This window comes from Pseudomonas sp. SO81 (assembly GCF_030374125.1).
Lineage (GTDB): Bacteria > Pseudomonadota > Gammaproteobacteria > Pseudomonadales > Pseudomonadaceae > Aquipseudomonas.
Window position 1 is genome coordinate 1,333,753 of the sequence record NZ_CP126126.1, and the last position, 14,956, is coordinate 1,348,708.

Annotated in this window: 15 protein-coding genes; 8 read left to right on the forward strand and 7 right to left on the reverse strand. The window is 66.0% G+C overall.

Annotated features, from left to right (window positions below; genetic code table 11):
- Window positions 1-11: 11 nt before the first annotated feature.
- From dapE to OH686_RS06460, 4 genes are read left to right on the forward strand one after another with little or no spacing between them, the layout of a single operon-like run.
- Window positions 12-1,151, forward strand: a complete 1,140-nt coding sequence (gene dapE / locus OH686_RS06445) for a succinyl-diaminopimelate desuccinylase (protein WP_289536955.1) — start codon at window positions 12-14, stop codon at window positions 1,149-1,151.
- Complete coding sequence (locus tag OH686_RS06450; RefSeq protein WP_289536957.1) at window positions 1,148-1,954, forward strand: putative RNA methyltransferase; 807 nt, start codon at window positions 1,148-1,150, stop codon at window positions 1,952-1,954. The genes dapE and OH686_RS06450 overlap by 4 nt, the downstream gene beginning before the upstream one ends.
- A gap of 10 nt (window positions 1,955-1,964) precedes the next feature.
- Entirely contained in the window at window positions 1,965-2,336 is a 372-nt protein-coding gene (locus tag OH686_RS06455; RefSeq protein ID WP_289536959.1) for a hypothetical protein, read from the forward strand.
- Window positions 2,337-2,369: 33 nt separating this feature from the next.
- Window positions 2,370-2,780: a hypothetical protein gene (locus tag OH686_RS06460; protein ID WP_289536961.1), complete on the forward strand. Its 411-nt coding sequence runs from the start codon at window positions 2,370-2,372 to the stop codon at window positions 2,778-2,780.
- Between the two features lie 60 nt (window positions 2,781-2,840).
- On the opposite strand, the gene OH686_RS06465 is transcribed toward OH686_RS06460, so the two are convergent.
- The 5 genes from OH686_RS06465 to OH686_RS06485 form a co-directional block, all read right to left on the reverse strand.
- Window positions 2,841-3,050: a cold-shock protein gene (locus OH686_RS06465; protein WP_137974306.1), complete on the reverse strand. Its 210-nt coding sequence runs from the start codon at window positions 3,048-3,050 to the stop codon at window positions 2,841-2,843.
- 230 nt (window positions 3,051-3,280) lie between these two features.
- Entirely contained in the window at window positions 3,281-4,258 is a 978-nt protein-coding gene (locus OH686_RS06470) for a DUF4340 domain-containing protein (protein ID WP_289536963.1), read from the reverse strand.
- A 90-nt stretch (window positions 4,259-4,348) separates the two neighbouring features.
- Complete coding sequence (locus OH686_RS06475; protein WP_289536966.1) at window positions 4,349-6,181, reverse strand: GldG family protein; 1,833 nt, start codon at window positions 6,179-6,181, stop codon at window positions 4,349-4,351.
- Between the two features lie 2 nt (window positions 6,182-6,183).
- The gene (locus OH686_RS06480) at window positions 6,184-6,915 is read right to left on the reverse strand and encodes an ABC transporter permease subunit (RefSeq protein ID WP_192316304.1); all 732 of its coding nucleotides are present in this window, start codon (window positions 6,913-6,915) and stop codon (window positions 6,184-6,186) included.
- Window positions 6,912-7,832, reverse strand: a complete 921-nt coding sequence (locus tag OH686_RS06485; RefSeq protein ID WP_289536971.1) for an ABC transporter ATP-binding protein — start codon at window positions 7,830-7,832, stop codon at window positions 6,912-6,914. The genes OH686_RS06480 and OH686_RS06485 overlap by 4 nt, the downstream gene beginning before the upstream one ends.
- Before the next feature lie 254 nt (window positions 7,833-8,086).
- Between OH686_RS06485 and plsB the strand changes: the two genes are divergently transcribed.
- Together plsB and OH686_RS06495 are read left to right on the forward strand one after the other, a co-directional pair.
- Entirely contained in the window at window positions 8,087-10,573 is a 2,487-nt protein-coding gene (gene plsB / locus OH686_RS06490) for a glycerol-3-phosphate 1-O-acyltransferase PlsB (protein ID WP_289536973.1), read from the forward strand.
- 275 nt (window positions 10,574-10,848) lie between these two features.
- Window positions 10,849-11,610 carry a substrate-binding periplasmic protein gene (locus OH686_RS06495; RefSeq protein ID WP_289536975.1) on the forward strand — a complete coding sequence of 254 codons (762 nt, stop codon included), beginning with the start codon at window positions 10,849-10,851 and terminating at the stop codon, window positions 11,608-11,610.
- A gap of 18 nt (window positions 11,611-11,628) precedes the next feature.
- Here the strand turns inward: OH686_RS06495 and OH686_RS06500 are convergent, their stop codons facing one another.
- The gene (locus tag OH686_RS06500; protein ID WP_289536977.1) at window positions 11,629-12,585 is read right to left on the reverse strand and encodes a GlxA family transcriptional regulator; all 957 of its coding nucleotides are present in this window, start codon (window positions 12,583-12,585) and stop codon (window positions 11,629-11,631) included.
- 115 nt (window positions 12,586-12,700) lie between these two features.
- Here OH686_RS06500 and OH686_RS06505 point away from each other — a divergent pair, with 115 nt between their 5' ends.
- Window positions 12,701-13,504, forward strand: coding sequence for an MBL fold metallo-hydrolase (locus tag OH686_RS06505; protein ID WP_354005290.1), 804 nt, complete (start codon window positions 12,701-12,703; stop codon window positions 13,502-13,504).
- Window positions 13,505-13,596: 92 nt separating this feature from the next.
- Complete coding sequence (locus OH686_RS06510; RefSeq protein ID WP_289536981.1) at window positions 13,597-13,803, forward strand: hypothetical protein; 207 nt, start codon at window positions 13,597-13,599, stop codon at window positions 13,801-13,803.
- A gap of 46 nt (window positions 13,804-13,849) precedes the next feature.
- Here OH686_RS06510 and OH686_RS06515 read toward each other — a convergent pair whose 3' ends face one another.
- Window positions 13,850-14,926, reverse strand: a complete 1,077-nt coding sequence (locus tag OH686_RS06515; protein ID WP_137974298.1) for a sigma-54 interaction domain-containing protein — start codon at window positions 14,924-14,926, stop codon at window positions 13,850-13,852.
- Window positions 14,927-14,956 lie beyond the last annotated feature (30 nt).

Below are 14,956 nucleotides of genomic sequence, written 5' to 3' on the forward strand. Positions count from 1 at the left end.
CCGGAGCCGCAATGACCGCCCTCACCCCCACCCTGGAGCTCGCCTTCGACCTGATCCGCCGCCCCTCCGTGACCCCGGTCGACGAGGGCTGTCAGGAGCTGATGATGCGCCGCCTGGCCGCTGCCGGCTTCGCGGTGGAGCGCATGCGCATCGAGGAAGTGGAGAACTTCTGGGCCAAGCGTGGTGGTGAAGGCCCCGTGCTGTGCTTCGCCGGCCACACCGACGTGGTGCCCACCGGCCCGCTGGAAGCCTGGCAGTACCAGCCGTTCGACGTGCGCGTGGATGACGAGGGCATGCTCTGCGGCCGTGGCGCGGCGGACATGAAGGGCAGCCTGGCGTCGATGATCATCGCCGTGGAGCGCTTTGTCGCCAACCATCCGAACCACAAGGGTGCCATTGCCTTTCTCATTACCAGCGACGAGGAAGGCCCGGCCCACCACGGCACCAAGGCCGTGGTCGAGCGCCTGCGCGAGCGCGGCGAGCGCCTGGACTGGTGCATCGTCGGCGAACCCTCCAGCACCAGCCTGCTCGGTGACGTGGTGAAGAACGGCCGCCGCGGCTCCCTCGGCGCCACCCTCACCGTGTACGGCAAACAGGGTCACGTGGCCTACCCGCACCTGGCCAAGAATCCCATCCACCTGGCCGCCGGCGCCCTGGCCGAACTGGCCGCCGAGCACTGGGACGACGGCAACGCCTACTTCCCACCGACCAGCTTCCAGGTGTCCAACCTCAACTCCGGTACCGGCGCCACCAACGTCATTCCCGGCGAGCTGAAGGCGGTGTTCAACTTCCGCTTTTCTACCGAGTCGACCGTGGAAGGCCTGCAGCAGCGAGTGAATGCCATCCTCGACAAGCACGGCCTGGACTACCACATCGACTGGGCCCTGTCCGGCCTGCCGTTCCTCACCCAGCCGGGTGAGCTGCTCGATGCCGTGGCCGCCTCTATCCGCGCCGTCACCGGTCGCGAGACCAAGCCGTCCACCTCCGGTGGCACCTCGGACGGGCGCTTTATCGCCACCCTGGGTACGCAGGTGGTCGAGCTGGGCCCGGTCAACGCCACCATCCATCAGATCAACGAGCGCGTGCTGGCCAGCGACCTGGACCTGCTCACCGAGGTCTACTACCAGACCCTGGTCAAACTCCTCGCATGAGTCTGATCTGCCCGATCTGCCAGGCGCCGCTCAGTGCGGTCGACAACGGCCTGGCCTGCCCGGCCAACCACCGCTTCGACCGTGCCCGCCAGGGCTACTACAACCTGCTGCCGGTGCAGCACAAGAACAGTCGCGACCCCGGTGACAACCAGGCCATGGTCGAGGCACGCCGGCGCTTCCTCGACGGCGGTCACTACGCGCCGCTGGCCAAGCGCCTGGCCGAGCTGGCCGCCGAACGCGGCCCGCGCACCTGGCTGGATATCGGATGTGGCGAGGGCTACTACACCGCGCAGCTCGCCGAACTGTTGCCCGAGGCCGACGGCTATGCCCTGGACATCTCCCGCGAGGCGGTGAAACGCGCCTGTAAGCGCGCCCCACAGCTGAGCTGGCTGGTGGCGAGCATGGCCCGCGTGCCGTTGAGCGATGCCAGCTGCGACCTGCTGGCCAGCGTGTTCAGCCCGCTGGACTGGCAGGAAGCGCTGCGCCTGCTCAGGCCCGGCGGCGGCCTGTTGCGCATGGGCCCGACCAGCGTGCACCTGATGCAGCTACGGCAGAAGCTGTACGACGAGGTGCGCGACTACGATGACCAGAAGCACCTGGAGCTGATCCCCGCGGGCATGCGCCTGGCCCACAGCGAGACCATCGGCTTCCCGCTGCTGCTGGCCGATGCCCAGGCCCGTGCCGACCTGCTGGCCATGACCCCGCACGGCTGGCGCGCCAGCGCCGAACGTCGCGCCGCGGTGATTGCCGAAGACTTCGAAGTGACCGTATCCATTCGCTACGATTGGATCGAGAAAATCTAGAGAGCCCGCCATGCGCCAACCCGATATCGAGATCTACCTCAAGGACGCCAGCCAGGACGCCATCACTGCCTGGCTGAGCGAGGTCTTCGGCTCCTGCACCGAGTGGCAGCAGCGCGGCCAGACCTTCAAATGCCAGGCCGGTGCGATTCCGGTGGTGTTCCTGCCCAAGGCCGTGGGCAAGTGGCACAGCCTGATGCTGGAGAGCGACGCCACGCCCTGGGGCGACGACGTCGCCTGCGCCCATGCCGCCTTCGCCGCGCTCGGCGTGGAGATCCGCTGCTCCACCGGCGGCTGGAGCGAGGAACAGGGCGAGGAAGACGCCGACCGCTGGATCAAGGTCAACGCCGAGGGCGAGCAGGAATTTATCTGGCGTACGGAGTGAGCAGCCCCCTTTTCATTGATCGTCGAGGCCTAAATGAAGCGACGCGAGCTGTTAAGCGCATTGCCTGTTCTGGCAAGCGCTCCGCTATTGGTTTCCTGCTCCGCCGACGACAGCCAGGATGGCCATATGTTTTCGGTTGAGATCTGGATCGACTCCAATCCGGACAGTTTTTCCGAGAGTACAGCTGTCCGCCTCGCATCCGCACAGATGACGGAAAGCTCGGCCAGTCCTGGCTTGTTCTCCCTGCCTGCCCCAATGAGCGCGACGCTTCCCTCCGGCCTGGTGCTGCAGGTCAGCTGCGAGAGAGTCGCCAGTGGGCACTTCCACCTCGGCATCTCGCATGACGGTCAGTTGGTGACGTCCGGTAAGTATTCGGGGCCGTTCACGGTGCGCGCGTTCCCCGCCGGCCATTCCTCCTACGTGCTGGATGTGAAGGCGACCTGAGAAGCAGAAAAGCAAAAGGCCCGTCGATGACGGGCCTTTTGTTGTGCAGCGGGTCTTCTGTCAGACCTTGGATACGTCTTCCGCTTGCAGGCCTTTCTGGCCCTGGATCACGGAGAACTCGACCTGCTGGCCTTCAACCAGTGAACGGTGACCCTCGCCACGGATGGCGCGGTAGTGGACGAATACGTCCGGACCGCTTTCGCGTTGAATGAAGCCATACCCCTTGGAATCATTGAACCACTTGACGGTTCCGACCTCACGATCAGCCATTACCACTTCCCTCGATTCTCGATTTTGTTGTTGCCCTGATGGGCTTCGACGGTTCGGCGCAAACGTTCTTCTTCTTCTTTCCGACCCCGACCAAAACGAGCGTGGAGCGGTATTCCGAAAGGCGTCCTGATGCGACCGCCTGGCGAGTATAAAACAAGCGTTCGTCTTGCCAAGGGATTTTTTCGGCCGTCTGCAGGCCCCGTGAAACCTGGCCTGCAGCGCTTTTTCGATCAATCCGCGGCGAGCAGATCGGTCAGCTTTCTGGCCAGGCTCTGGTACTGGTAAGCCTCTAGCCGATAGGCCCAGTCGCTACGTCCGAACAGTTCCTCGGGCGCGAGGTCGCTGCCCTTTTCCAGCAACAGCCAGTGCTGATCGGCCTTGCCATACAGACGGCCCTTGAGGGTCTTGCCGGCGAAGGTGGTGAGGCTGAATTGCAGCGTCGGCTTGCCCTCGAAGGTCAGCTGCGCCAGCGGCGCGGCATCGGCGAAACGCAGGTCGGCGAAGAACTGGCCCATGCCGTTGGCGGCACCCTCGAAGGCCAGGCGCTTGCCCTTGGGCAGTTCGCGCGGCTGCAGACTGCCATCCTCGGGCTTGTCGCGGACCAGGCTCAGGTGCTCGCCGGAGGCATGTTGCAGATCCAGTTCACGCACCGCACTGAACGGCACTGCGGTGACGCGGCGATCCAGCCACTCCAGTTCGGTGGCCGGCAGCTCGATGCGCTGGCTGACCAGCCAGCTCTGCGCCTCGTCGGCGCGGCGCACCAGTTGCCCGGACTGCTGACCGGGTTTGCCGATCAGCAACGGCAGCGGCGGCTGGCCCGCCGCCTGCAGGGTGACACGCACGCCCTGCTGCTCGGGGTCGCCCTTGTCGGCCAGGCCTAGACGCCCGTACAACTCGGGATTGGCCGTGCGCGGCTCGACCTTGCGTGCCTCGGTCAGCGCCTTCAGCAGCTTGTTCGCTGCGGCCTGATCGGCCGGGTAATCGGCCTTGTCCGGCAACACCCAGCCCGACTCGCGACGCTGCAGACGCACCAGCGGCTGGCCGACGCGCTGGATCTCGATGGCTTCGACCTGCGGTGCCTGCAGCCCCGGCAACCAGGCCTCGGCCTGCACGGACGCACGGGGTTTCTGTACCTGGCTGGTGAAGTACCAGCCGGCTACCAGGGCGAGCGCCAGCACGCCCAGCACGAACAGGGTTTTGCGACTCATAGGCTGTTCTCCTCGATCAAGGAGTCGGTGAATGGGAATGGGAAAGGGAGAGCGAAGGGGAAAGGGCCAGGCCCTCTCCCCTTCCACGGGTCACGCGGCCTTGCGCCGGCGCCACAGCCACAGGGCCAGCACGCCGAGGGTCAGCAGCAGCGGCACGGCGAGGATGTTGACCAGCTTGAGGGTGCGGCCGAGGTCCTCGATCTGCGCGTTCAGCTGGAAGCGCACCTCACGCAGCTCCTTGCGGATGCGCAGCTTCTCGGCAATGAACTGCTGCACCGTGGCCTGCTGCTCGGGGGTCAGCTCCAGAGGCTTGCTCGGGTCCTGCTGCTGCAGCGAGGCGAGCTTCTGGTCGGTCTCGGCCAGGCGCTTCTGCAGGTCCTCTTCCTTGACCCGGAACTGCGCCTCGGCGTCGCGCTGCAGGGCCTCGACCACCTCGAACGGACGGCTGAAGCGACCACGCGAACGCACGCTGATCAGCGCATCGCTGCCGGACAGGTTGTCCAGCGCGTTGATGGCGAAACCGGCGTTATCGGCGAACGGCTGCGGCACGCGCTGGCCGAAGAAGTCCTGCACCTGCACCCACATGCGGTCGGTGAGCAGATCGGTATCGGCCACGGCGATCACGTTGATGTTGTCCGCTGACTTCAGGCCATCCTTCTGCCCTTCGATGCCGTTGGGATAGGCCGACTGCGCCGGGCCGCTGATGCGCGCGGCGATGGCGTAGCGCTCGCCGGTCGGCTCGAGGTCGCGGATCAGCTCCTCCGGGTTGCCCAGGGCGGCGAAGCGCGCGGCGTCGAACGGCATGGCGTATTCCGAGCTCTGCAGCAGCGGCACGAACTGGGTCTTGGCGCCCTCGACCGGCTCGAGGATACCGGCGGTGGCGATGTTCAGGCTTTCCAGGCTGGAGGTGGCCACGTCGTCCTGGTTCATCGCCCGCTTCGGCAGCGCCAGCCAGGCGGCATGGCGCGCCGGACGCTGGCCCTGGCCCATGCTCACGGACAGCGCGTAGGAGCCGTCGCCGAGTACCTTGCCCGGCACCATGCGCAGGCCCCAGGCCTTGAACAGCGGCTCCAGGTCGGAGGCCTTGCCTTCGTCATCGCCCGGCATCATCGGCGGCGCGTTGTCCGCCTCGCTGAGCGGGTCGACGAACACCAGCAGCTTGCCGCCGCGCAGGACGAACTGATCGATGGCGTACAGGGTCGGCTGCGGCAGGTTCTTCGGGTGCACCAGCAACAGCACCGAGACCTGGTCCGGGATCTTGTCGATGCCGGCCTTGAGGCTGTCGATCTTGAACAGCTGGCGCACTTCCTCCATCACCATCCAGGGCGCCATCGGCTGGCGCGCCATCATGTCGAAGCCACCGTTGAGCTGCAGCCCGGAGAGCAGGCCGACCACCGGCCGCTCCGGCTTGGCCAGGCCCTGCACCAGCTGGCTCAGCTGGTATTCGAGAAACTCCTCCTGGTCCAGCGGGAAGAACGGGATGACCTGCTTGTCGTCCACCGCGTTGGTGCCGGCCAGGCCGAAGTAGATCTGCTCGCCGCTCTGGTTCGCCGGCACGGCCTGCAGGCCGAAGCCGGCGGCCTTGTCCTCGTCCTCGGAGAACGGCTCGGGGTCGATGATGTGCAGCTTGATCTTGCCGTTGGCCGCACGCTCGTAGGCCTTGAGCATCTCCTCCACGCGCACCGCGTAATTGCGCAGCACGGCCAGGTCGCGGGCGGACTTGTCGGAGTAGAAGAAGTACAGGTTGATCGGCTCTTCCAGCTCGCCAAGGATGCGCTCGGTGCCTTCGGAGATGGTGTAGAGCTTCTGCTCGGTCAGGTCCAGGCGCACGTTGCCCAGGCCCAGGGCCGAGAGCATGTTGAAGGCCAGGAAGGCCACGGCGATCAGCAGCAGGCCGGCGCCGGAATACATCAGTTTCTTCATGGTCAGTCAGCCTTCTTCAGATCGACCACGATGGCGGTGGCAGCCAGCCAGGCGCCCATCAGGGTGATGAAATAGAGCAGGTCACGCAGGTCGATCACGCCCTTGCTGATCGCGTCGAAGCGGGTCAGGAAGGACAGCGAGGCGACCGCGTCGACGGCCCACTGCGGCGCCCAGGCCAGTGCATCGAGCACCATCGGGAAACCGCTGACGATGAACAGGAAGCAGGCGCTGACGGCGAGGATGAAGGCGATCACCTGGTTCTTCGCCAGGGCCGACATGCACGAGCCGATGGCCAGGTAGGAACCGGCCAGCAGCCAGCTGCCGAAGTAGCCGGTGAAGATCGCGCCGTTGTCCGGCTCGCCCAGGTAGTTGACCGTGATGATCATCGGGAAGGTCAGCAGCAGGGCGATGCCGGCGAACACCCAGGCGGCGAGGAACTTGCCCAGCACCGCCTCGGCGCGGGTGATCGGCAGGGTCATCAGCAGTTCGATGGAGCCGGACTTGCGCTCCTCGGCCCACAGGCGCATGGCGATGGCCGGCACCAGGAACAGGTACAGCCAGGGGTGGAAGTTGAAGAACGGCGACAGGTCCGCCTGGCCGCTCTCGTAGAAGCCGCCGAGGTAGAAGGTGAAGACCCCGGACAGCACCAGGAAGATCAGGATGAACACATAGGCGAGCGGCGTGGCGAAATAGCTGGCCAGCTCGCGCTTGAAGATCACGGGCAACTGCTTCATGCCGCCTCTCCCCGGGTCAGGCTGCGGAACACTTCATCGAGCCGGCCGCGTTCCACGTCCAGCTCCGTCACTTGCCAGCCGCGCTGGCGGATCAGTTCATTGATCTGCGGGAAGATCACCTGGCCAGGCGCGGCCACCAGGGTCAGGCTGCCCTCGGCGTTGTCTTCCACGGCAATCACCCCCGGCAGCGCGGCCAGGGCCTGGCGATCCAAGTCGCCTTCGGCGACCAGGGTCACCGCCTGGTGGTAGCGCGAGCGGCTCTCCAGCTCCAGCGGCGTGCCGTCGGCCACCACCTTGCCGGCGGCGATCACCACGGCGCGGGTGCACACCGCCGACACCTCTTCGAGGATGTGGGTGGAGATGATCACGATCTTGTCCTTGGCCAGGCTCTGGATCAGCTGGCGCACCTGGTGCTTCTGGTTGGGGTCGAGGCCGTCGGTGGGCTCGTCGAGGATCAGCACCTTGGGATCATGGAGGATCGCCTGGGCCAGGCCGACACGGCGCTTGAAGCCCTTGGACAGGGTCTCGATGCTCTGCTCCAGCACCTTGTCCAGCTCCACCTGGGCCACCGCGCGCAGCACCCGCTGCTTCTTCTCGGCGCCGCGATAACCGCGAACCTCGGCGATGAATTCGAGGAAGCCGCGCACCGTCATGTCGCCATAGCAGGGCGCGCCTTCGGGCAGGTAGCCGATCTGCTGCTGGGCCTTGAGGGTGTCGCGCTGGATGTCGAAGCCGAGAATGCTGGCCGTGCCGGAGGTCGGCGCCAGGAACCCGGTGAGCATCTTCATGGTGGTGGATTTACCGGCGCCGTTGGGGCCGAGAAAGCCCAGCACTTCCCCCTGCTGGACCTGAAAGCTGAGGCCATCGACGGCCGTATGTTGGGCAAAACGCTTGGTTAGATTTTTTATTTCGATCATGGCTCTTGTCCCTACGGGATAAGCCCCGGGCCATGCTGACCTCGGGGGCCTTTGCAAACGCTGGCGGACTATAAAAGTCGACCCGCGGCAAGGCAAGACAACGGCCATTAGGAAAAGTTGCAGGGCGGCCTGCAGGCCAGGAAATTCGCGGCGCTCCGGTGAACACTTGTACCTGCAGGGCTTTTTGCCGCCGCCCACCGAATACGGCACACTAGCCGCCCCGAGCGCTTGCTCGTTTTCACAGTCGCCCTCGTATGACCCGCTCCCCGCTTCACCGCCTCGCCTTTGGTGCCCTGCGCCGCCTGCTGTACCTCTGGGTACGCTCGGAAACCATCAACCAGTCGTCCTTTAACCTGCGCCTGGATCGCAGCAAGCCGGTGTTCTACGTGCTGCAGCAGCCCTCGGCGGCGGATCTGACGGTGGTCGATACGGAATGCAGCAAGGCCGGCCTGCCGCGCCCGGTATTGCCGGTGGCGCTCGGCGACCAGCTGGAGCCGGCCGGTTTCTTCTACCTGACCCGCTCGCCCAGCTGGTTCGGCGGCCACGACAAGCGCGGGACCCCGCCGACCCTGCAGCGCATCCTCGCCGGCCTCGACAGCAACGCCCTGGATGACGCGCAGATCGTTCCGGTCAGCGTGTTCTGGGGCCAGTCACCGGATCGCGAGACCAGCCCGTGGAAGCTGCTGTTCGCCGACACCTGGGCCGTCACCGGGCGCCTGCGCAAGCTGGTCAGCATCCTGATCCTCGGGCGCAAGACCCGCGTGCAGTTCTCCGCACCGATCCACCTGCGCGAACTGCTCGACCAGAACAAGGGCGGCGAGCGCACCCAGCGCATGGTCCAGCGCATCCTGCGCGTGCACTTCCGCAACCTGAAGACCACGGTGATCGGCCCGGACGTGTCGCACCGGCGCAACCTGGTGAAAGGCCTGATCCACGGCCCGCTGGTGCGCCAGGCGATCCGCGAGGAGATGGAACGCGAGAAGATCAGCCAGGAGAAGGCCGAGGCCCAGGCCCTGCGCTACGGCAACGAGATCGCCTCGGACTACACCTACACCGCCATCCGCTTCCTCGAGACGGTGCTCAGCTGGTTCTGGAACAAGCTGTACGAGGGCATCCAGGTCAACCACCTGGAGGCGGTGCGCGACATCGCCCACGGTCACGAGATCATCTACGTGCCCTGCCACCGCAGCCACATCGACTACCTGCTGCTGTCCTACCTGCTGTTCCGCAACGGCCTGACGCCGCCGCATATCGCCGCCGGCATCAACCTCAATATGCCGGTCGTGGGTGGCATCCTGCGCCGTGGCGGCGCCTTCTTCATGCGCCGCACCTTCAAGGGCAACCCGCTGTACACGGCGGTGTTCAACGAATACCTGCATACCCTGTTCAGCAAGGGCTTCCCGGTCGAGTACTTCGTCGAGGGCGGCCGCTCGCGTACCGGCCGCACCCTGCAGCCGAAGACCGGCATGCTGGCCATCACCCTGCGCAGCTTCCTGCGCTCGAACCGCCTGCCGATCGCCTTCGTACCGGTCTACATCGGCTACGAACGCGTGCTCGAAGGCCGCACCTACCTGGGCGAGCTGCGCGGCGCAGTGAAGAAGAAGGAATCGATCTTCGACATCTTCAAGGTCATCGGCGCCATTCGCCGCCAGCGCTTCGGCAGCGTGCGGGTCAACTTCGGCGAGCCGATCAAGCTGGCCGAATTCCTCGACCACGAGCAGCCGGACTGGCGCACCCAGGACTACGGCGACCAGTACCGCCCCGAGTGGCTGAACCGCACCACCAACCGCCTCGGCGAGCGCGTCGCGCAGCACCTCAACGAGGCGGCGGCGATCAACCCGGTCAACCTGGTCGGCCTGGCCCTGCTCTCCACCAGCAAGCTGGCCCTGGACGAGAAGGCCCTGGCCCGTGTGCTCGACCTGTACCTGGCGCTGCTGCGCAAGGTGCCCTACTCGCCCCACGCCACCCTGCCGGAAGGCGATGGCCAGGATCTGATCCGCTACGTGCAGAGCATGGACCTGCTGGCCGAACAGAAGGACGCCCTGGGCAAGATCCTCTATCTGGACGAGCAGAACGCCGTCCTGATGACCTACTACCGCAACAACGTGCTGCACGTGTTCGCCCTGCCCGCCCTGCTGGCCAGCTTCTTCCTCAGCAGCTCGCGCATGAGTCGCGAGCAGATCCTGCGCTACTGCACCGCGCTGTATCCGTACCTGCAGTCGGAGCTGTTCATCCGCTGGTCCGTGGACGAGCTGGAAGGCGTGGTCGACCAGTGGCTGGAGGCCTTCGTCGAACAGGGCCTGCTGCGCCGCGAGGACGACATGTTCATCCGCCCGGCGCCCAGCTCGCGCCAGTTCGTCCTGCTCACCCTGCTGGCCCGCGCCATCGTGCAGACCCTGCAGCGCTTCTACATGGCCACCGCCCTGTTGCTCAATGCCGGCCAGTACGCCCTGAGCGCGGAGGAGCTGGAGAACCTCTGCGTGGTCATGGCCCAGCGCCTGTCGATCCTGCATGGCCTCAACGCCCCGGAATTCTTCGACAAGAGCCTGTTCCGCCACTTCATCCAGACCCTGCTGGACCAGGGCGTGCTGCGCCAGAACGGCGAAGGCAAGCTCAGTCACCATCCGCAGCTGGCGGAACTGGTGGAAGGCGCGGCCAAGCGCGTGCTGCCGGCGGAGATCCGCCTGTCCATCCGCCAGGTGGCGCTGGAACGCGGCGAGGAAACGCAGGAACCGGCCTGAGGCTCACGCCAGCACCAATGAAGGGCCGCTTATGCGGCCCTTTTTCTTTCCACATCTCGCCATTTCTCATCGCCACAAGCGCATGCCACCGAGCGGATCGGCAGCACCTTCAGTCCGAAGCAGGCGCCCCAAGGGAATTCTTCGGCGGTCGGCGTAGTCAGCTGTTTAACCCACTCGTCACTCACGTGCCGGCAGAAGCCAATCAGGCAAACCGTCCGGGGACAGCTTTACATTTGCAGGGTCACGCCTGGATGCGAGCACAGGGAGAACAATCGATGAGGCGGAACACGCCCGGCTGGCACTGGATACTCGGCTTTCTCCTGCTGAGCCTCTGGTCCCTCTGTACCTCGGCCTATGCCGCCGAAGAGATCACACTGTTCAGCTATCAGCAGAAGCCGCCCTACATCATCGACAGCAAGCGCCGCGAGGGCCTGTACTTCGATCTGGCCGAACGGCTGAACGCCGAGCTGCCGCAATACCATTTCGTCATCCGCCAGATTCCACGCAAGCGTCTGGACTACCTGCTGGCCAAGGATCGACTGGACGGCATCGTGCTGGGCACCAATCCCGCCTGGTTTACCGATGCGCAGCGCCATCTGTGGAGCGACGCGTTCATCGATGACGCCAACATGCTGGTCTCGCGCAACGAGGGCCAGGTGAGCAAGCTCTCCGCGGAGAACCTGGACGGTCGTCGCCTGGGCGTGATCAGCGGCCATCGCTACCCGGAGCTGGCCGAGCTGTTCGAGGGCAAGCGGATTCAGCGCGAGGACGGCGTCAGCGAGAGCGTCAACCTGCTCAGACTGCAACGCAACTGGATAGATGCCGCGGTTATCGGCAGGCGCACCCTGGAGTTCTATCTGCATGAGCAACACGGGCTGCGCCGCCAGCTGTACATCGACCAGCCGCCGCTGCGCAGCTACCAGCGCTACCTGCTGGTGCCGGCGAGCCATGCCAGGCTGCTGCCTGACCTGAATCGGGTGATCGGCCAGCTGCAGCAGACGCCGGCCTGGCAAGCCAGGCTGGCGCATTACCGCTAGCCGCCCTCATGCGGCCTGCTAGAGCCGCGCGAAGCGCTGGCGGTACTCGGCCGGCGTCAGCCCGGTCAGCTCCTTGAACATGCGCCGCATGTTGGAATCGCTGCTGAAGCCCAGCTCAGCGCTGATGGTGCTGGCGGACGCCGCCGTCAGCATGAGGCGCTCGCTGACCTGGTTCAGCTTGATCCGCCGGGCGTAGCTCGCCACCGCCTCACCGGTCTCGGCCAGCACCTTGCGCGCCAGCGTGCGCTCCGACATGCCCAGCCGGCCCGCCAGCGCCGCCACGGTGATCTGCTCGGCCGGCAGCTGCTCGACCAGGGCATGCAGCTGGCGCAGCAGCTTGCCGGGCTGCTCCATCAGGCTCATTCCCTGAAACGCAGGATGCGGCACTACCGGGCGCGGCAGCACCATGAGCCTGGTGAGATCACGGACGACCTCGGCGCTGACGCTGCGCTCGATCAGCGCCTGGGCAATCGGCAGGTAGCCATTCACTCCCGACGCCGTGACGGTGTTCGCGTTGAACACGCAGTTCTGCTCGCTCCGCCATTGCACCCTGGGAAAACGCTGGCGCAGCGTCTCCGCCAGCCACCAGGTCACCGTGGCCGGCTGCCCATCCAGACGGCCGCTGGCCGCCAGCAGGCCGACGCCCGTGCAATAGCTCCACAGCTGCAGGCGCCGACTGCCCATCGATAGCGCGCGCACCAGCGGCGCGTGTCCGGCCAGCACCTCCTCCACCTGCTGCGCCGATTCCGCCCAGAAGCCGGGGATCAGCAGGGCGTCGAGCTCGCGCTCGGCGAGGGACGCCGTCGCCTGCAGGGTGACGCCGTGGGCACACTCGACCGGCCCCGCCTGCAACGCCACATAGCTGGCCTCGAACAACCCGCGCCCGGTCCGCCGGTTGGCCGCATGCAGAAGATCGGCAAAGGCAAACAGCCCGGCGGGCATGCAGTGGGGAAACAGCAGGAGGCCGATGCGCATGGTTGGTTTCGGATAGGAAGGCATGGCTTGAAAGGAACTGAATATGTCTATTCCTGCCATTATGGCGATGCGCCCCGCTCGGCACCATAGAGCCCACCACCCAGAGGGGCACATGATGAATATCCAGCAGATCCGCAACGCCACCATCATTCTTCAACTCGGCCAGCACCGCGTCCTCGTCGACCCTATGCTGGCCGCCAAGGACGCGCTGCCGCCGCTGCGCCTGTTCGGTGCGCGGCAACGCAACCCGCTGGTCGAGCTGCCGGCGGGCTCCGGCGCCGCGCTCGAGTCGGTCACTCACTGCCTGATCACCCACTGCCAGCGCGGCCACTTCGACCACCTGGATCGCGCCGGCACGCGCTGGCTGCGCGAGCGGCAGACTCCCGTGATCTGCACGCCCCACGACGCGCCGCATCTCGCGCGGCTGGGCCTGAACGTCCAGCCGCTGCGGCAGCAGCACGCCCAGCCGAGCCCCTTCCTCGGCGGCAGCATCCGCACGGTCGCCTGTACCCACGGCCTGGGACTGGTGGGCAAGCTCATGGAGCATGGCGTCGGCTACCTGATCGAGCTGCCCGACGAGCCGAGCCTCTACCTGGCCGGCGACACCATCCTGACGCCGACCGTGCGCGAGTTCGTCCTGCGCCATCAGCCCCAGATCAGCGTGGTTCCCGCGGGCGGCGCGCGCTTCGATCTCGGTGGCGACATCATCATGGGGCTGGAGGAGGTTATCGAGTTCACCCGGCTGGCCGAGGGCACGGTGGTGGCCAACCATCTGGAAGCCATCAGCCATTGCCCGGTCAGCAGAACGGCTCTGGCCGGCGCGGCGCGCAGTGCGGGGGTGGACGACAGGCTGCTGATTCCCGAGGACGGCCAGACCCTGGCGTTCGACCCAGCGCAGCCCATGCCGCTTCGTGCCTGAGCCCCGGACATGACCGCCCACCGATTGCCTGAACCGCGCGCCGCACGGCGTCATCGAAACCCTACAGGCCATCCCGGCCTGGGAGGTGAATCATGACCCAGATCCAGTACGCCAACCCCATGGGCGCCGATGACCCACAGGACCCTGTGCCCCCCATCGAGCCGGGGATCTACCCCGACGAAGGCGCGGAGCAATCACCGGACGAGCGGCGCCCCGAAGATTGGCGAGACCCGAACGACCCCGGCATCGAGCAACCCAGCCAGCCCGATGAGGGCGACCCGCTCAACGCGCCCAACTGAGCTCGCTGCCCTCTCCACGTGGCAGCGCTGTCGCCTCGGGCGATGGCTAGTGCAAGGGCAAGCCCGAGCGCGCAGACGCTGCCAGCTCGCCGATCTTCTCCAGACGAGCACGCACGATATTGCGACTGATCCCGAGCAGGCGGCCGGTCTGCAACTGGTTGCCTTGGCAGAAGTGGTAGGCGCTGCGGAAGATCGCCTCCTCGATGTGTTCGTAAAGGTCCGGCAGGTTCTTCTCGTATAGCGCGTATAGCGCGGCTTCCAGGCTGGCCTCGGCCACCGCACCGGAAGCAGCTGGCAATTCGTGGCGCTCGATTGAGGGACGCAGCTCGACCAGTTGCAGATCGTTCGGCTGCACCTGCTGATTCCGGCATACCAGCAACGCGTGATGGATCGCGTTCTCCAGCTCGCGGATGTTGCCCGGCCAGCTGTGCAGCAGCAGCTTGCGCTCGGCCTCAGGGCTCAGCGAGGCGCGCTGGTAGCCGAGACGCTGGCAATGCTCGTTCACGAAGAACTCGGCCAGCGGCAGGATATCGCCCGGCCGCTCGCGCAGCGGCGGCAGGCGGATGGTCGCCACGTGCAGACGGTAAAACAGGTCCTCGCGAAAGTGCCCTGCCACTACGGCATCCGCCAGGTTGACGTTGGTCGCCGCGACCAGACGCACGTTGATCGGGATGGGGGTACGCGAGCCCAGCCGCACCACCTCGCGCTCCTGCAGGACACGCAGCAGTTTGACCTGCATGTTCAACGGCAGATCGCCGATCTCGTCGAGAAACAGGGTGCCGCCGTTGGCTGCCTCGAACCAGCCGGCCTTGCTGGTGGCGGCGCCGGTGAACGCACCCTTCTCGTGGCCGAACAGCTCGCTTTCCACCAGGGTCTCCGGAAAGGCCCCGCAATTCACCGCCACGAATGGTGCCTTGCCGCGCCGACTCAGGTGATGAATGTGGCGTGCCACCAGCTCCTTGCCAGTCCCCGTCTCGCCGATGATCAGTGCGTTGGCCTCGCTAGGTGCCAGGCGCTCGATACGGTTGAGCAACTCCTGCGAACGAGGGTCCTTGAACACCAGCACGGTGGCGCGAACCGACTTGGTCAGTTCGCGAGCCTGAGGGTGAGTGAGCAGCGACATGGCGGCGAATCCGTTAATGGCCAGAGCGCC